This is a genomic window from Streptomyces angustmyceticus (genome assembly GCF_019933235.1).
Classification (GTDB): Bacteria; Actinomycetota; Actinomycetes; order Streptomycetales; family Streptomycetaceae; genus Streptomyces; species Streptomyces angustmyceticus.
Genome location: NZ_CP082945.1, coordinates 7,248,573 through 7,265,935 on the forward strand (window position 1 = coordinate 7,248,573; position 17,363 = coordinate 7,265,935).

The 17,363-nt window shown below is 73.0% G+C and carries 14 protein-coding genes; 7 read left to right on the forward strand and 7 right to left on the reverse strand.

Annotated features, from left to right (window positions below):
- Nucleotides 1-246: 246 nt before the first annotated feature.
- Entirely contained in the window at nt 247-939 is a 693-nt protein-coding gene (locus tag K7396_RS32400) for a response regulator (RefSeq protein WP_086720895.1), read from the reverse strand.
- 115 nt (nt 940-1,054) lie between these two features.
- Entirely contained in the window at nt 1,055-2,731 is a 1,677-nt protein-coding gene (locus tag K7396_RS32405) for a sensor histidine kinase (RefSeq protein ID WP_086720896.1), read from the reverse strand.
- Between the two features lie 228 nt (nt 2,732-2,959).
- Between K7396_RS32405 and K7396_RS32410 the strand changes: the two genes are divergently transcribed.
- From K7396_RS32410 to K7396_RS32420, 3 genes are read left to right on the forward strand one after another with little or no spacing between them, the layout of a single operon-like run.
- Nucleotides 2,960-3,775, forward strand: a complete 816-nt coding sequence (locus tag K7396_RS32410) for an ABC transporter ATP-binding protein (protein WP_086720897.1) — start codon at nt 2,960-2,962, stop codon at nt 3,773-3,775.
- Nucleotides 3,765-4,637 carry an ABC transporter permease gene (locus K7396_RS32415; RefSeq protein ID WP_086720898.1) on the forward strand — a complete coding sequence of 291 codons (873 nt, stop codon included), beginning with the start codon at nt 3,765-3,767 and terminating at the stop codon, nt 4,635-4,637. The genes K7396_RS32410 and K7396_RS32415 overlap by 11 nt, the downstream gene beginning before the upstream one ends.
- A 48-nt stretch (nt 4,638-4,685) precedes the next feature.
- On the forward strand, nt 4,686-5,714 hold the full coding sequence (locus K7396_RS32420; RefSeq protein WP_086720899.1) for an ABC transporter substrate-binding protein: 1,029 nt from the start codon (nt 4,686-4,688) through the stop codon (nt 5,712-5,714).
- A 76-nt stretch (nt 5,715-5,790) separates the two neighbouring features.
- Here the strand turns inward: K7396_RS32420 and K7396_RS32425 are convergent, their stop codons facing one another.
- Entirely contained in the window at nt 5,791-6,705 is a 915-nt protein-coding gene (locus K7396_RS32425; RefSeq protein WP_086720900.1) for a DNA/RNA non-specific endonuclease, read from the reverse strand.
- A 223-nt stretch (nt 6,706-6,928) separates the two neighbouring features.
- Complete coding sequence (locus K7396_RS32430) at nt 6,929-7,120, reverse strand: DUF6381 family protein (RefSeq protein ID WP_086720901.1); 192 nt, start codon at nt 7,118-7,120, stop codon at nt 6,929-6,931.
- Between the two features lie 359 nt (nt 7,121-7,479).
- Here K7396_RS32430 and K7396_RS32435 point away from each other — a divergent pair, with 359 nt between their 5' ends.
- On the forward strand, nt 7,480-8,517 hold the full coding sequence (locus tag K7396_RS32435; RefSeq protein ID WP_223660271.1) for a hypothetical protein: 1,038 nt from the start codon (nt 7,480-7,482) through the stop codon (nt 8,515-8,517).
- A 179-nt stretch (nt 8,518-8,696) separates the two neighbouring features.
- Here K7396_RS32435 and K7396_RS32440 read toward each other — a convergent pair whose 3' ends face one another.
- Together K7396_RS32440 and K7396_RS32445 are read right to left on the reverse strand one after the other, a co-directional pair.
- Nucleotides 8,697-9,194 carry a DUF6328 family protein gene (locus K7396_RS32440; protein ID WP_086718142.1) on the reverse strand — a complete coding sequence of 166 codons (498 nt, stop codon included), beginning with the start codon at nt 9,192-9,194 and terminating at the stop codon, nt 8,697-8,699.
- Nucleotides 9,172-11,748 carry an ATP-dependent Clp protease ATP-binding subunit gene (locus K7396_RS32445; RefSeq protein ID WP_086718143.1) on the reverse strand — a complete coding sequence of 859 codons (2,577 nt, stop codon included), beginning with the start codon at nt 11,746-11,748 and terminating at the stop codon, nt 9,172-9,174. The genes K7396_RS32440 and K7396_RS32445 overlap by 23 nt, the downstream gene beginning before the upstream one ends.
- 323 nt (nt 11,749-12,071) lie before the next feature.
- Here K7396_RS32445 and K7396_RS32450 point away from each other — a divergent pair, with 323 nt between their 5' ends.
- A complete protein-coding gene (locus K7396_RS32450; RefSeq protein ID WP_086718144.1) occupies nt 12,072-13,265 on the forward strand; it encodes a PP2C family protein-serine/threonine phosphatase in 1,194 nt (397 codons plus the stop codon).
- Between the two features lie 51 nt (nt 13,266-13,316).
- On the opposite strand, the gene K7396_RS32455 is transcribed toward K7396_RS32450, so the two are convergent.
- On the reverse strand, nt 13,317-15,548 hold the full coding sequence (locus tag K7396_RS32455; protein ID WP_143589092.1) for an FUSC family protein: 2,232 nt from the start codon (nt 15,546-15,548) through the stop codon (nt 13,317-13,319).
- A 245-nt stretch (nt 15,549-15,793) separates the two neighbouring features.
- Here K7396_RS32455 and K7396_RS32460 point away from each other — a divergent pair, with 245 nt between their 5' ends.
- Together K7396_RS32460 and K7396_RS32465 are read left to right on the forward strand one after the other, a co-directional pair.
- Nucleotides 15,794-16,399, forward strand: coding sequence for a helix-turn-helix transcriptional regulator (locus K7396_RS32460; protein ID WP_086718146.1), 606 nt, complete (start codon nt 15,794-15,796; stop codon nt 16,397-16,399).
- Between the two features lie 627 nt (nt 16,400-17,026).
- Nucleotides 17,027-17,167 carry a hypothetical protein gene (locus tag K7396_RS32465; protein WP_158101123.1) on the forward strand — a complete coding sequence of 47 codons (141 nt, stop codon included), beginning with the start codon at nt 17,027-17,029 and terminating at the stop codon, nt 17,165-17,167.
- Nucleotides 17,168-17,363: the final 196 nt, after the last annotated feature.

Below are 17,363 nucleotides of genomic sequence, written 5' to 3' on the forward strand. Positions count from 1 at the left end.
GTAGCGGCGCCCGCCCATCGCCACGAAGTCGGGGAGGCGGCCGTACTCGCGAAAGCCCAGCGACCCGGTTCGGGGCCCGGCCCGCCGGGAGTCGCAGTATTCATGATCGGCAGGGTAGGGCGTGCCCGTGCGCCCCGTGCGCCCCGTGCGCCCCGTCCGGCTCGTGGGCGCATCCGGCGCGCGGCTCGCGGGGCGGCGGGCGGACGGCTCCGGCCGGACGGACGGGACGTGCGGGCACGGGGCCGGTCAGGGGGTGCGCGCCCAGCGGTAGCGGTGTTCAGGGCGGCCGGTGTCGCCGTATTTGAGGGTGAGGGTGAGGTGGCCGCCGCGTTCGAGGTGTTTGAGGTAGCGCTGGGCCGTGGAGCGGCTGACGCCGGCGCGTTCGGCGACCTCGTGGGCGGACAGCGGGTGCGCGGCCGCGTCCAGGACGCGGCGGACCAGATCGACGGTCGCCGCCGAGTGGCCTTTGGGAAGCTCCGTGTGCGGGGCGTCGGTGGTCCGGAAGGCGCCGAAGATCCGGTCCACCTGCTCCTGGCCGGCCTCGCCGCGGCCGCCCACCCGCTCCACGGTCCGGCGCAGCGCCGCATAGCCGTCGAGCTTGGCGCGCAGCCCGGCGAAGCCGAACGGCTTGACCAGGTACTGCAGCGCGCCGCTGCGCATCGCGTCCTGGACCGTGGCGACGTCCCGGGCCGCCGTCACCATGATCACGTCGGTGCGGTGGCCGAGCTGCCGCAGCCGGCGCACCAGCGCCAGGCCCGTTTCGTCGGGCAGATAGTGATCGAGCAGCACCAGGTCGACGGGGGTGCGCTCCAGGGCGGCCAGCGCCTGCGCGGCGGTGTGGGCACGCCCGGCGACCCGGAAGCCGGCCACCTGGGACACATACGCGGCGTTGATCTCGGCGACGTGGAAGTCGTCGTCCACGACCAGGACGTCGATCATCGGGCGGCTCCGCTCGGCAGGGGTCTTCGCTCCGGCGGCGCCGCGTGCGCGCGGGGCTCCGGCCGTCGTGGCACTCCGGTCATCGTCGTCCTCCGTCCGTCGTGGGTCTCCCGCCTCACCGTGGCTCTCCCGCCGCGCTGAGCCGGCGGCCGGGCGTCTCCCCGGGCCGGGCGAGGGCCTCGGGGAGGACGACGGTGAAGACCGCGCCGCCTCCCGCGCGGGCGGTCACCCGGGCCATCCCGCCGTAGCGCTCGGCGAGCCGCCGCACCAGCGCCAGGCCGATGCCCCGCCCGCGCGGGAAGGGCACCACGGACGCGGACGGTCCGGCGCCGGCGGTGGGCGGGGCGGCCTTGGTGGAGAAGCCCTCGGCGAAGATCTGCTCCCGCAGCCGAGGCGGCACCCCCGGCCCCGTGTCCGAGACCCGCAGCACGGCGGTGGTGTGCTCGGCCCGCAGCTCCACCTCCACGAACGGCGCGTCGCGGCGGAGCCCGGCGGTGGCGTCCAGCGCGTTGTCGATGAGGTTGCCCAGCACGGTCACCAGGTCGCGCGGGTCGACCACGGCGTCCGGCAGCAGGGTCTGGGGGGACACCCGCAGCGATACCCCGCGTTCGGCCGCGACGGCTGCCTTTCCGACGAGCAGGGCGGAGAGCAGTGGTTCGTGCACCCGCTCCGCGATCTGCTCCGCCGAGGCCCGCTGCGCGCTGGCCACCTCGCTGACGAACTCCACCGCCTTCTCGTGCCGGCCGAGTTCCAGCAGCCCGCGCAGGGTGTGCAACTGATTGGCGTGTTCGTGGTCCTGGGCCCGCAGTGCGTCCAACAGCCCCTGGGTGCCGTCCAGCTCGCGGCCCAGCAGCTCCAGCTCGGTGCGGTCGCGCAGGGTCACCACCGCCCCGCCGTCCGGTGTCGGCATCCGGTTGGCGACCAGCACCCGGCCGCCGCTGACCGCCAGCAGATCCGTGCCGGCCACCCGCCCGGCCAGCACGTCCGTCGTCCGCCCCGGCGGCAGCACCTCGTCCAGCGCCCGGCCCGCGGCCCCCGCGTCCAGGCCGAGCAGCCGCGCCGCCTCGTCGTTGACCAGCCGGATACGGCCGCGCCGGTCGAAGGCGACGACGCCCTCCCGGATGCCGTGCAGCATCGCCTCCCGTTCGTCGAGCAGCGCGGAGATGTCGGCGAACGCCACCCCGTGCGTACGGCGCCGCAGCCTCCGGGAGAGCGCCACCGCGGCCAGCACCCCGACGGCCAGTGCCGCACCCGCGTATCGCAGCAGCCCGGGGATGGTGCCGAACAGCCGCCCCCGGACGCTGTCGTAGGCGATACCGACCGACACCGCGCCGACGATCCGGCCGCGGTGGTCGCGCAGCGGCACCTTGGCGCGGGCCGACCGCCCCAGGGTGCCGGTGTCGATCTGCCGCACCTGCCGCCCGGCGAGGGTACGGCTCGGGTCGGTGGAGACATGCCGGCCGATCTCGTCGGGGTGGGTGTGCGACCAGCGCACTCCGCGGGTGTCCAGCACGACGATGTACAGCGCCCCCGTCGCGGCGCGGATCCGCTCCGCGTCGGCCTGCACCGGCCCGTGCGCCGTGGGTTCGGTGCCGACGAGTTCCTCGGCGAGGTCCGGATCGGCGGCGGTGGTCTGGGCGATGGACAGCGCCCGGCGCATCGCCTGGTCGTCCAGCTCGGAGCTGAGCGGGGCGAGGAACAGGCCGGTGGCGAGCACCATGACCCCGGTGGTCAGGGCGACCTGCGCGGTGAGCACCTGCGCGAAGACCCGTCGGGGCCGGCGGATCCGCATGCGCTCTCCTCCTGTCGCCGGCTCCTCCGCACCGGATCGGAACCGAATCTTCCTTGTCACCTCGCGGTGATCGCACCGTAAGCCGAGGGTGAGCGGGCGCCTACCCCTCGGACATGATCCAGCCGTTCTAGCGTGAGCAGAACGAGCACAACAGGGTTTGCGCGCAGAAAGGCGGCTTGCGCCCACAAGGCTGCCGCCGTGGCCCGGGTCGCTCCTAGCCTCCCGGCCATGAACAGCCACACGAGCCCCGCGATCGAACTGCGGGGGACGAGCAAGACCTTCCGTACGCCCTCGGGGGCGCTGCACACGGCCGTCCGGGACCTGGACCTGGTCGTCGGACGCGGCGAGTTCGTCGCGGTCGTCGGCCCCACCGGGTGCGGGAAATCCACCACGCTGACGCTGGTCAGCGGCCTGGAAGAGCCCACGGAGGGCGAGGTGCTGGTCGCCGGCGAGCCGGTGCGCGGCATCGGGGACCGGATCGGGTTCGTCTTCCAGCAGGACGCGGTCTTCCCCTGGCGCACCGTGCTGTCGAACGTGATGGCCGGTCCCCGGTTCCGCGGCGCGGCGAAGGCCGAGGCCCGGCAGCGGGCCCGGGAATGGCTCGCCCGGGTCGGGCTCGCTGCCTTCGAGGACCGCTATCCGCACCAGCTCTCCGGCGGGCAGCGCAAACGGGTCGCCCTGGCCGCGACCTTCGTCAACGACCCCGAAATCCTGCTCATGGACGAGCCGTTCTCCGCCCTCGACGTGCAGACCCGGGCGCTGATGTCGGACGAACTGCTGGAGCTGTGGTCGGGGACCGGCGCCTCGGTCGTCTTCGTCACCCACGACCTGGAGGAGTCCATCGCCCTCGCCGACAAGGTCGTGGTGATGACCGCGGGACCGGCCACCGTCAAGGAGGTCTTCGCGATCGACCTGCCGCGCCCGCGCAAGGTCGAATCGGTGCGGCTGGAGCCGCGCTTCATCGAGATCTACCGCGAGATCTGGTCCTCGCTCGGCGAAGAGGTCCGGATCACCCGAGAGAGGGGTGCCACCGATGCCGCCTGAGACCGCGACCCCGGTCGGCTCCCCGGCCGGAGCGGACCGTACGGACCGTGCGCGGGCCAGGGCCCGCGCCGCGCGCCGTCACCAGCTCCTGGTCCACGGCACCCGGGTGCTGCTGCTCGTCGCCCTGATCGGGCTGTGGGAGGGACTGGCCCGCGCCGCCGTCATCGATCCCTTCAATTTCTCCATGCCCTCCAGGATCTGGCACCAGATGAGCGAGTGGGCGCTGCGCGGAACACCGCAGGGCCCGCTGTGGGAGCAGGTCTGGTACACGCTCTACGAAGCGCTCCTGGGCTGGGTCATCGGCGTGGCCGGCGGTGTGGTGCTGGGCATCGCGCTCGGCCGGATCCGCTTCCTCGCCGATGTGCTCGGCCCGTACATCAAGGTGCTCAACGCGCTGCCCCGTATCGTCCTCGCCCCCATCTTCCTGATCTGGTTCGGCCTCGGACCGGCCTCGAAGGTGGCCTCCGCCGTGGTCCTGGTCTTCTTCCCGGTCTTCTTCAACGCCTTCCAGGGCGCACGGGAGGTCGACCGCAACCTGGTCGCCAACTCCCGCATCCTCGGGGCGAGCAACCGCCAGGTGACCCTGCGGGTGGTGATCCCCTCCGCCACCTCGTGGATCTTCACCAGCCTGCACGTCAGCTTCGGCTTCGCGCTGATCGGCGCGATCGTCGGCGAGTACATCGGGGCGACCAAGGGCCTCGGCCTGCTGGTCTCGGCGTCCCAGGGGACCTTCAACGCCGCCGGGGTGTACGCCGCCATGGTGATCCTCGCCGTCGTCGCCCTGCTCGCCGAGGGGCTGCTGGCCTTCCTCGAACGGCGGCTCTTCCGCTGGAAGCCGGCCGACGCCGGCGACGGCCGCTGACCCCGACCCCGTACGCCTTCCTCCTCATCAGCTCACAAGGACGTGATCATGCGCACCTCACGGAAAACCGCGGCCGCCGCTGTCGCCGCCGCTCTCGCCCTGACCATCCTCAGCGCCTGCGGCGGCTCCCAGGCGGCCGGCTCCGGCGACGGGAACGGCAAGATCAAGATCATGGTGGGCGGCCTCGACAAGGTCATCTACCTGCCCGCGAGACTCACCCAGCAACTCGGCTACTTCGAGGACGAGGGCGTCCATGTCACGCTGCTGACCGAACCGGCCGGCGTGCAGGCCACCACCTCGCTGGTCTCCGGCGACGTCCAGGGCGTCGTCGGCTTCTACGACCACACCCTCGATCTGCAGGTCAAGGGCAAGCAGGTGGAGTCGGTGGTCCAGCTCGCGCACGCCCCCGGCGAGGTCGAGGTCGTCTCGGACAAGGCGTCGGGCGACCTCACCTCGGCCAAGGACTTCAAGGGCAAGAAGCTCGGCGTCACCGGACTCGGCTCCTCCACCGACTTCCTGACGAAGTACCTGGCGGTGAAGAACGGGGTGCGGACCAACGAGTTCACGCCGGTGGCGGTCGGGGCCGGCCAGACCTTCCTCTCCGCCCTCCAACAGGGCTCGATCCAGGGCGGGATGACGACGGATCCGACCGTCGCCCAGATCCTGGACAAGAAGCTCGGCAAGGTCCTCATCGACATGCGCACCCCCGAGGGCTCCGAGAAGGCGCTCGGCGGCCCCTACCCCTCGTCCAGCCTCTACATGAACACCGACTGGGTGAACGGCCACAAGGACACCGTACGGAAGCTGGCCCGCGCCTTCGTGAAGACCCTCAAGTGGATGTCCACCCACACCGCCGAGCAGATCGCCGCGAAGATGCCGTCCGACTACGCCCAGGGCGGCGAGCGGCTCTACGCCCAGGCGATCAAGGACACCCTGCCGATGTTCACCAAGGACGGGGTGATGCCGGCCGACGGCCCCGCCACCGTCGAACGCGTCCTGAAGTCCTTCAACCCCAATCTCAAGAACGCCACGGTGGACTTGAAGAAGACCTACACCACCGAGTTCGTCACGAAGTAGCGCCGTTTCCGGGGGCCTTGCGCGAGGGCTCGTCACCAGCTGAGAAGGCCCCCGGCGCAGTGCCCGCGCTCCCCGCTCAGCGGTGCCGCAGCACGATGTCGTCGAGCGACCGGAGCCGCCGCCAGCGCTCCTGCGGGGTGCGGGCGGCGGGCAGCAGATCGGCGGCGGGCAGCGGCCCCAGGTCGAGCGAGGTGAGCTCGGCGACGTCCGTCACCGGCACCTGGAACGTCCGGAAGGCGCCCAGCGGCGGCGGTGCCCCCGGGGTCGCACCGGCCAGCGCCCGTTCGGCGTCCCAGATGAGGTCCGGGCTCTGGTCGAGCACGTAGGCCGTCGCCGCCGGCACGCCGTCCGGCCGCCGGAACGCCGCCACCTTCCAGAAGCGCAGGGGCACTTGGACGCCCCGGTAGGGCGGGTCCGAGTCGTGCAGCACCGGCCCGGTCAGGACGGCCAGCCGGCGATCGTGCCGGGCGGCGTGGTCGAGCAGGTGCTTCTCCAGTCCCTGCCAGACCTGTCTGGCCCGGTTGACGACGTCCGCCTGCGGGGCGGCGTTCGGGTAGTGGAAGGTGTCGGCGCGGGCCCGGTCCGCCTCCGCGGCCCCGCCCCACCCGGGCGCGAGCGGGTGCACCAGCTGACCCTTGTCCAGGGAGTTGTCGCGGTACACGGCGTCGCCTGCCTGGCGGTCCCCGGCCAGCCGCGGATCGCACCGCCAGCCGCCCTCCGGCGGCACCTCCGCCGCCGGTCCGTCCGCCGGCCGGCGGGCACCGTCGATACAGACCGCTGCGGCCGCGGCCATCCGCCGGTCCGGCCGCAGCACCACGGTGAAGTGGGTGTAGGGGAGCACCACCGTCTCCACGGCGGGGTCGACGGGCATCGGCAGCGGTACCGGCACTCCGAGGAACTGCGGGTCATAGCCCGTACGGCCGGCCAGGGCGGGCCCCGGCGCCGTCCCGGCCAGGGCTCCGGCGGCCCGTGGGGCATCTGAGGGGATCATGCCGTCACCGCTTCCCGGCGCCGTGGACCGCCGATCGGCGCCCGCGGCGAAGCCACTCGAACAGCCCGGCGGCCCGGCGGGTGGCCGCCCGCGCGGCACATCAGGGGAGGGACGACCGCACGGGACGCGGCAGTGCCGGACACGACGGACGGGACGCGGCGCCGGGCGCGCGTCCCGTCCAGGGGTATTCACATCCTTCCGCCGTCGGCGGGAACGCGGCCCCTCACTCGGAGGGGTAGATGTCTCCGCTGGCCATACCGCTTTCCTGCTCACTCTGGGACCGGAGCCTCAGGGCCTTCTCCTCCAGCCGCTTCCGCTCCTCCGGGTCGCCCGCGCGTTCCGCGGCCGCCTGCAGTTCCTGGGCCTTGTCGCGCATCTGCTGGATGCGTCCGCGTGATTCTCCTGTTGCACTCATGATCTGTCCTTGACCGGAGTATGGAGAGCTGCACATACCAGCGAATCAGGCTCGCCGGACCTTGGCATGTCGAAGAGTCACCCCCGGTGAGGGCGGATGTCCGGCAGTGACCGGCGGAGCGGACGGGCGGCGCGCCCGGGCGTACCGGCGTGTCTCCACCGTATGGCCCTCCTGAATGGCGGGAGCGCACAAAAGGGACGTTGGCTGAACCACAGCACTCTCAACGTCCGCCGAGTGTCAGCGCTTCTGGTGTTTGACGCTCCCCTCGTTCAGTGGAGTCCTCCATGACATCCGAACCAGCACTTTGTGGGGGCGACGCCGACCTGTCATCGACAGAACCCGGCGAGCATTTTCCGCCCATGACCACCGAGAAGAATTCGGCCCACACCCTTCTGTGGGAGGCAGTCACCCACCGGCCCCTGGCGGAAGTCGCCGCCCTGGTGGAACTGCTCAAGCGCAGCGGCGACGTTCCCAACCCCGGCGATGAGGCGCTGCGCATGGCCGTGGTGTCCCGGCCGGTCAGCGAGGTCGCCGCGCTCTTCGACATGCTGCGGGCCACCCCGCACACCGCCGAGTCGAGCCACGAGGCGCTGCGCGCGGTGGCCGTCGACCGGCCCGTCGAGGAGGTGGCGCAGCTGATCGAGCTGTTCGACCGTACGCAGGGCGCCGGCTCCGGTCTCCCGGGCATGGCCGATCCCTTCCCGTCCGGCCCCGACGTCTTCGGCGGACCGGGCGGACCGAGCGGACCTGGCGGTTCCGGCGGTTCCGGCGGCTTCGGTGAGCCGGAACCCACCGCGTCCCTGCACGTCCTCGACCCCGATGTACGCCCCCTGGACCGCAACGGGCAGCCGATGTCCAGCGCCCAGCGCGAGTCCGTGATGGGCCAGCCGCCCCAGCGTCCGCCCTGGTCCCAGCGGCCCGCCGGCACCATGCCGCACAGCGCCCCGCCGTGGGCCTCGTCGCCCGAGGCGAGCCCTCAGCCGGGCTACGCGGTCCCCGGCGTGCTGCGGTCCGTACTGCGCTGGCCCGCCGCCGCGGCCCTGGCCCTGTGCGGCCTGAGCCACCTGCCGGTGCACACCTCGCACCTGCAGGGCGCCCAGGCGGCCGCCGGCCTCTCGATGGCCATCGCCGTGGTCTACCTGCTGCTGGCCGGCTGGCTGGCGATGCGCGACACGGCCCTGGTCTGGACGGTGAGCGCCGCCGCCGCGATGATCATCATCGCCCTGCACGCGCTGTCCCGGGCCGGCGTCCTCGCCCCGCTCGGCAGCGGCCTGGGAGAAGCGGGCATGTGGCCCGAGCTGCTGGCCGTGGGACTGGCAGTGATCAGCGCCGGACTCGCGGGCGCGGCACTGCTCTACCGACCGCGCCGGGTGGACCCGGCCGCCGCGCGCGCCTGACGGACGGCGGCGCACCGGCCGCCAAGGGCGCGGGCCGAGACCCAGGTCAGGGTCTCGGCCCGCGCCCTTGGCGGCCGTCGGCACGCGGGGGAGGGGAGTGGCGGCCGACGGGTGCCGGAGGGGCCGGAGACTGCCGCACGGCCCCGGGAGCCCGCGGCGGGGCGGGGCCCGCCCGTCGCTCATTCCTTGGACGAATACCGGTGCAGGATCCAGGCGGGCAGCGCGAACCAGCAGACCATGAACCAGGCGACCATCCCCGCGACGACCCAGGGCACGGCCGAGTCGTGCAGGGCGATGCGCAGGATCAGCAGCAGCGCGGAGGCGACCGTGGCCAGCAGCAGGACGATCCCGAGCAGGGCCAGGCGCGAGGCCCACAGCACCGTCTCCGGCTTCAGCCGGTGCCCGGCGACCAGCCGGTGGAAGGTCACCGTGCCGATCAGCGCGCCGGTCGTGGCCGCCCCCAGCAGGACCGTCACCACGTAGATGGTCTTGTCGGTCGTCGGGAGCGTGGCGAAGCGCGGGGTGAAGACGACGGTCAGCAGGAAGGCGAAGAGGATCTGCACCCCGGTCTGGATGACCCGGACCTCCTGCAGAAGTTCGTTCCACCGCCGGTCGGCCCGCTCCTCCGGCGTCTCGTGGCGCCCCCGGGACGTGTCACGCGGGCCCAGCGCCGCCACCCGCGACCCCCTTCGGCTGCTCGGTGCGGAACGCCAGCTCCTCGTCCTTCACCTCCACGCGCACCGTCTCGCCCGCCGACAGCGCGCCGTCCAGCAACAGCCGCGACAGCGCGTTGTCGACCTCGCGCTGGATGGTGCGCCGCAGCGGCCGCGCCCCGTATTCGGGCTGGTGGCCGCGGTGGGTGAGCCAGTCCACGGCGCCGGGCGTGAACTCGACGGAGATGTCCTGGGCGCGCAGCCTGCGGGTCGTCCCGTCGAGCAGCAGGCCGGTGATCTGGCGCAGCTGGTCGTCGGTGAGCCGGCGGAAGACGATGATCTCGTCGAGCCGGTTGAGGAACTCCGGGCGGAAGTGTTCGCGCAAGGAGCCCAGCGCCCGTTCCCGCGCGCCGTCGCCCGCCTCCGCGCCCGTGACGTCCGGGCCGAAGCCGAGCACCCCGCGGCCGCCGCTGAGCGCCTCGGAGCCGAGGTTGCTCGTCATCACGATGACGGTGTTCTTGAAGTCGATCCGGCGGCCCTGGGAGTCCGTCAGATGCCCGTCGTCGAGGACCTGCAGCAGGATGTTGAAGACGTCGGGGTGCGCCTTCTCGACCTCGTCGAGCAGCAGCAGCGAGTACGGGTGGTGGCGCACCGCCTCGGTCAGCTGGCCCGCGTCCTCGTGGCCGACGTACCCCGGAGGCGCACCGACCAGCCGGCTGACCGTGTGCCGCTCCTGATACTCGCTCATGTCCAGACGCACCATCCGGTCCTCGCTGCCGAACAGCGCCTCGGCGAGCGCGCGGGCCAGCTCGGTCTTGCCCACGCCCGTCGGGCCGAGGAAGAGGAAGCTGCCGATCGGGCGGTCCGGGTCGGCCAGGCCGGCCCGCGAGCGCAGGATCGCCTCGGAGACCGCCGTGACCGCGTCGTCCTGGCCGATCACCCGGGTGTGCAGCCGGTCCTCCAGCCCCAGCAGCAGCTCCTTCTCCTCCTGGGTCAGACTGCTCACCGGCACCCCGGTCTGCCGCGACACGATCTCGGCGATGTCCTCGGCGGTGACCCGCACGATCCGGCGGTCGGTCGGCGGCTCGCCCCGGCCGGCCTCGATCCGCGCGGTCAGGGCGGTGACCCGGTCACGCAGGTCGGTGGCCCGTTCGTACTGCTCGGCGGCGACCGCCTGGTCCTTGTCCCGGATCAGCTGCTCCCGCTCGCGTTCCAGTTCGCGGACGTCGGTGGCCTTGGCGCCCGAGCGGAGCCGGACCCGTGCGCCCGCCTGGTCGAGCAGGTCGATCGCCTTGTCGGGCAGGAAGCGGTGGGCGATGTAGCGGTCGGAGAGCTCCACCGCCGCGAGCAGCGCCTCGTTGGTGTAGCGCACCTGGTGGTGGGCTTCGTAGCGGTCCTGCAGCCCGCGCAGGATCTCCACGGTGTCGGAGACGTCCGGCTCGGGCACCAGGATGGGCTGGAAGCGGCGGGCGAGGGCGGCGTCCTTCTCGATGTTGCGCCGGTACTCCTCCAGCGTGGAGGCGCCGATGACATGCATCTCGCCCCGGGCCAGGGCGGGCTTGAGCATGTTGCTCGCCTCCAGGGAGCCGCCGTCCCCGCTGCCGCCGCCGGCGCCGACGACCGTGTGCAGCTCGTCGATGAAGACGATCAGCGATTCGGGGTGCGCGCGGACCTCCTCGATGATGGCGTTCATCCGCTCCTCGAAGTCGCCGCGGTAGCGGGTGCCGGCGACGACGGACGTCAGATCCAGCGCGACGACGCGCCGGCCCGACAAGTTCTCGGGGACATCGCCGTCGGCGAGCCGCTGCGCCAGGCCCTCGACGATCGCCGTCTTGCCCACCCCCGCGTCGCCGACCAGCACCGGGTTGTTCTTCCCCCGGCGGGAGAGCACCTCGATGGTCTGCTCGATCTGCTCCTCGCGGCCGATCACCGGGTCGATCCGGCCCGCCCGCGCCAGGTCGGTCAGGTCGCGGCTGAACTTGTCCAGGGTCGGGGTGTCGTGCTTCGGCGGGGCGCCGTGCTCGGGGCCCGTGTGCGGGGCGCCGTGGCCGCTCTGCGGGGTGGCCTGCGGCTCGAAGTGGGCGAGGTTGAGAATCCGCCCCGCCGCCGAGTCCATGTTGGCCGCCAGCGCGTCCAGTACGTGTTCCGGGCCGATGTACGAGGCCCCGTTGTCCCGCGCCAGGTCGTGCGCGCCCAGCAGGGCCCGCTTGACCGCGGGGGTCACCGCGACACTGGACTGCTTCGGACCCGAACCGGCGCTGCTGTCGATCTCCGCCGCCAGCGCGTCGGGATCGGCCCCCGCCTGTTGCAGCAGGCTGCGGGTCGGCTCGGCGGCCAGGGCGGCCCGCAACAGGTGCTCGGTGCCGAGTTCCGGACTGCCGTGCTCGGCGGCGTAGGCGGCCGCGGAGGTCACCAGCTCCCGGGCGGGCCCGCTCATCATGCGGGCGATGTCCGCCTGCCGGGGCGCGGGCCGGCCCGGCTCGCCGTCCGCGGACTGCGCGGCGCCGAAGAAGCGCGCGAGGAAGTCACCGAACGAGTCCGGGCCGTAGCCCTCCGGACCCATGAATCCATTGCTCATGTGCGTCCGTTCCGCTGCCACGGCGGTACCGCGACATGCTGCCTTGTCGGGTTCCTTGTGCTGTTGGCTCGTGCTCCCGCCCGGCGGGTGCCCGGGCGATGCGACGCCACACGTCACACACGGCCCCACTGCTTCAGGATCAGGGCCCGCCACCCCATCCGCACCCGGGCGGGCCGCGGCGGGCGCCCGGCGCCGCGCCCGGTTCGCACCTGTCGCGGGCGAGGCGCGCCCGGTGCGCCGTATGGCGCTCCCGGCTGGCGCGGGCGCCCGGGAAACACTTGGCTCACACTCGGAGGGGGGCAGGTGTTCGGAGGGACGCGCGGATGCCCGTGGAGAGTGTTCCGGCCGGTGACGGCGAATACCTGCTGCAGGAATTCCTGACGGCCGTCCACACCGCGCCACCGTCCCGCTTCCCCGCCCTGGTCGAGCGCTACGCCGCCCGGATCGGCCTGCGCCGGGTGACCGTCTACCTCGTGGACCTCCAGCAGCGCCAGTTGACGCCCCTCTCCGGCGGGGAACGGCTCCCGGTGGACGCGTCGTGGGCGGGCTGGGCCTACCGCACGCTGGGGCTCCGCGTCGAGGAGAGCGCCGCCGGCCCGCTGATCGTCTGGCTGCCGCTGGTCGACGGCGCGGACCGGCTGGGGGTGGTGGGGATATGCGTCGACGCCCTGGACGGCGCCCTGCTGCGCCGCTGCCGGACGCTGGTGGCGATCCTGTCCATGGCGATCTCCTCGCAGCGGGGCGTCAGCGACCACCTGGTGCAGCAGACCCGTACGGACACCATGACGCTGCCCGCCGAGCTGGTCCGCTCCCTGCTGCCGCCGCGGACCGTCGGCAGCGCCCGCGCGGTGTCCACCGCCGTCCTGGAACCCGCCTACGAGCTGGGCGGGGACGCCTTCGACCACGCGCTGACGGAGTCGACGCTGCACGCGGTGATCCTCGACGCGATGGGGCACAACCTGGCCTCGGGGCTCACCACGTCGATCGCCATGGCCGGCTGCCGCAGCGCACGGCGGATGGGCGCCGCCCTGCCCGACCTCGTCCGGACCGTGGACGCGGTGCTCGCCGAGTGGCTGCCCGAGCAGTTCTGCACCGGCATCGCCGCCCGGCTGGACCTCCTCAGCGGGGTGCTGACCTGGTGCAACTGCGGCCATCCGCCGCCCCTGTTGATCCGTGGCCACCAGGTCCACAAGGCGCTGGAGCGCCCCGGCGAGCCTCCGATGGGCATGCCCGCCACGCTCGCCGACGCCCCGCGCACGGTCCACCGCGAGGCCCTGGAGCCGGGCGACCGGGTGCTGCTCTACACCGACGGGGTCACCGAGGCCCGAACGGCCGGCGGCGGCCGCTTCGGCCTGGCGGGCTTCACCGACTCCATCATCCGGGCCATCGCGGCCGGCGAGCTGCCCTCGGAGGCGCTCCGCCAGCTGATCCACGCCATCCTGGAGGGCCGGCAGCAGCGGCTGAGCGACGACGCCACGATCCTGCTCGTCGAGTGGCGGCCACCGGGCACGCGGTGAGCCGGCCGGCGGCTGCCCTACGCCCCGTCCGGCAGCGCCCCCGGGCGCCGTTCACATCTCCTTGCGGATCCGGTTCAGGTCGGCGGTGAGCGCGTCGAGCCAGATCACCGAGTCGACGAGCAGCGCGGCCGAGAGCGCGCGGGCCGCCCGGTCCGGGCTGTGGCGCGGCACGGCCGGGGCCACCGCCAGCAGCGCGCGGATGTCCAGCGGCCGGGCGTCCTCGCGGGGCACCGCGCTGTCCGTCCGCAGCTGCCGGGCGAGCGAGCGGTAGTCGGCCGCCGTCCGGTCGGCCGCGCGGCGCAGCCAGGCGGCGACCTCCCGCGAGGCGATCCGGCCCGGCCGGCCGGGCAGCAGCCGCTCACCGCGCCGCGCGTCCGACCCGGCGACCAGCACCGACGGCCAGTCCGGCTGTCCGGCGCTCTCGTCCCGCAGTTCGCAGTGGTACTGGGCCAGGCTCTCCCGCGCGAGGACGAGGGCCCGGTTGATCGCCACGCAGTCGGCGCCGCCGGTGTGGTCGACGACCCGGGTGGTGGTGTACCCGATGGCGTCGGCGACGGCCGAGCACAGGCCGGCCATGCTGCGGCGCACCTCGCGGCCCGCGCCCCGTGGCCAGGCCACCAGCCCGCAGGCCAGCCCGATGAGGCTGCCGACCAGCACGTCCACCAGCCGGACCGGGGCCAGTTGCCAGGTGACGGGGGAGACCTGCGCGAACAGCGTGGCCACCACCAGCGTGAACCCGCCCTGCGCCCAGGCCAGCCCGCGCAGCGGCCCCGCGATGAACGCCACCAGCATCACCACCGGCAGCACGACCGCGTAGACCGTGTCCCGGTCGTGCACCAGCACCAGCAGCCCGCCGGCCAGCACCGCGCCGACCAGCGTGCCGAGCAGCGCCTGCCGGACCGCGGACCAGGTCTCCAGGCTGGTGGTCCGGGTGAGGGTGAGCGTCGCCAGCAGCACCCAGAAGCCGTGCTGCAGGTCGAGGAGCCCGGCGACGGCCCGCGCGGTGGCCAGGCCGAGCGCGAACCGGCAGGCGTTCTGGAAGATCACCGAACGGGGGGTGAGGTGCGTGGTCAGCCGCTGCCACCACAGCTGGTGGGCGCGCGCCCGCGCATAGGCGAAGCCCTGCCCGGCGGGGCTGTTCTCGACGGACCGGTCGCCCAGCACCAGCCGGGTGGCCAGGGCGAGCACGACGGCGCAGTCCGCGGCCTGCACCACCTGGGAGCGGCGGCGCAGGTAGACCAGCCGGTCGTCGGTGCTCAACCGCTCCAGGGTGTCCACGGCCCGGTCGGCCCGTACGGGCGCCAGTTCGCTCTGCAGGACGGCGGAGGACGGCCCCTCGCCGGGCCGCAGCCGCTTGCCCCGCCGCAGCGCCCGCGCCGCCGCGCGCGCGGTGTCGCTGATGCCCTCCAGCAGCGCCACGGTCTCCGGGTGGTAGGCGTACCGCGGCCCGACCGAGGTGTGCAGGGCCTCCAGCCGGGCCAGCAGGGTGCGCACCGCCTCCGTGGCGTGCGCCATGGCCTTGTGGGCGAGGGTGGGGGAGGCGGGCAGGTCGGCCGGCGGCACGCGCGACGGACGCAGGGCGTCCCCGGTCTCCCGCGCCCGGGCGTACGCCTTCACGGGGGGCGGGCCGCCGTGGTGGTCGGCCAGCCGCGCGGCGGCGTCCGCGGCGTCGGCCAGCAGCCGGCGGAAGGACGGGGTGTCCGGTTCGGGCACCAGGAAGCGCTGGGCCAGCGCCAGCAGGACCGCGCCCAGCAGGAAGCCGGACAGCCGCTGGCCCAGCGTCTCCGGGGCGTAGGGCGGGAAGCACGGCAGGATGTAGAGCAGTTGCATCCCGGGGGCGGCCCCGGCGATCCGGGGCCCGGTGGTGCCCGCGTACGCCACGACGAACCCGATGACCAGCATGCCGAGGACGGCGGCCCAGGTCTGCACGGCGAGCAGTGTGCCCAGCGTGATGAGCACCAGCCCGGCGGGGACCGCCGTGAGCACGGTCGCGGCGCGCTGGCGTCCGGACCCCGGGATACGGGCGAGCACGCCGAGCGACACCACGGTGAACGTGGCGTAGACCGACATGACGGTCAGTCCGAGCCCGTAGCGGCAGAGGTAGAAGGCCACGCACGAGGCCACGGTGACCCGGACCGCGTTGCCGACCACGGAGCGGTGCCCGCGCAGCCCGTGCCGGGCGTGCTCCACCAGGTAGCGCGCCCGGCGCAGCACCGCCCCGGCGGGTCCGCCGGCCGGCTGCCGCGGCCCGGACCGCGGGGTGGTTCCCTCTGGCGGGCTCACCTTTCCACTATTGGCCAGCGGGTCCCGGTCCGCACCGCGCGGCGGGCGGGAACGGCCGCCGGGCGTCCCCCGAGGACGGCACGGCGGCGCGCCCCGGACCGGCCGGGGAGGCGCGGGACACGCGGGGACTCGGCACCCGAACACCTCCTGCGCGGCGGCGGGACACCGGGAATCCGGGCGCGGGGGAAGGGAGTTGACGAGGCGCCGGTCGGGCGGGCGCGGAGGCGGACCGTACACTGCGGAACGTGACGGAGAAGAAGGCGGGCGCCGTGAGCGCCGGCGACGCGGAGCGACCCGCGCTGCCGGCCACCGGTTGGGCGGTGCTGGGCCTGCTCTCCTTCGGTGAGGAGCTGTCCGGCTACGACCTGAAGAAGTGGTCGGACTGGTCGCTGCGCTTCTTCTACTGGAGCCCGTCCTTCAGCCAGATCTACGGCGAGCTCAAGCGCCTGGAGAAGGTCGGGTACGTCAGCTCCCGGATGGTCGCCCAGGAGACCGGCAACCGCGACAAGCGGGTCTATGTGATCACCGACGCGGGGATGGCGGCGGTCCGGCACTGGGCGCGCGAGGCGCCGGTGGAGCCCCCCGTCCTCAAGCACGGCGTGATGCTGCGGCTGTGGCTCGGCCATCTGCTGGAGGCCGAGCAGATGCGTGAGGTGCTGGGCCGGCACCGGGAGTACGCGGAGACGATGCGACAGCGAGCCGAGCACGACGCCCGGGACGCCCCGTCTGACGACGCCTCCGCCTACCCCGCGCTCGTCCTGAAGTGGTCGGAGCGGCACTACGCCTCCGAGCGCGATCTGGCCGACGCGATGCTGGCCGACCTGGAGGAGCTGGACCGCAGGCGCCGGTAGGGGACGGGGGTTCTCGCGGGCGGCTCGAAGGGGCCGGCCGGTCGGCCTCCGGCGGGCCGGAACCGGGCTTCACGGACGGCCCGGAGAACCCAGCGAATGGTTTATAGCGGCGATACAGGGCAATACGGCCTTGGAATCTGAGGTCCGTTACGCGGCTTTTGCGCGTTAAGCGCTAACTATGCATGACACTCACGCCACTTTTCCCGCTCCTCGATCGCCAACTGAGTGGCACTCAGTGTCATTTCAGCGAAGGGTGAGTGATTCGCGGGCTGGGGATGGTCGCTCTGAGCTGGATTAGACCATGGAAATCAAGGTTCTCCGGGGAATTCCTGTCCGTCAGATCCCTATTTCTTACGCTTTGGCTTAAGTGAGGCAAGCGCCACACTTCCGATCGAGGCACGCAGTGACCCTCGGCGCCCTGAACAGCGGATTTGCGTGATCAACTTCCGTTTTGGCCGGTTTGCCGCACGGTAGTGCCGTCCGCACGCGGTGTAGCGGTCGGGATAAGCTCTGCGAAACCTTCGGGTCGTTCGTGCTCAGTCAGCTGGGGGCGCGAACGCCTTCACGGTGCGGGACCGGTTCCCGTGTGACTGCCGCCCCGACGGGGGTGGGGGGAAGGAGACGGTCTTGAAGATCCTCTTGAGGAGCATTCGGGACCGTTGGAAGGAGCGCTGGTCTCCCGAGATCACCGCGCCGCGGGTGTCGGCATGCGTTGCCGTGGTCATGCTCGCGCTCGCGGTGGCCGACCGGGTGAGCAAGCTGCTCTGACGACGAAAGACCCCAGCTGAGGGATCAGCCAGGGCCTTTCGACAACGGTGCGAGGGGTTCCGCTGACTTCCTCCCGAGCTGCAACTCGGGAGAGCGGGGCCCCTCGTGGTGTCACATGACGGTATCACCGTAACGAATCCCGGCACCGGGCATCAACAGAGTGTTGACCCGCCCGCTGAGCCTCTTTTACGTCGCT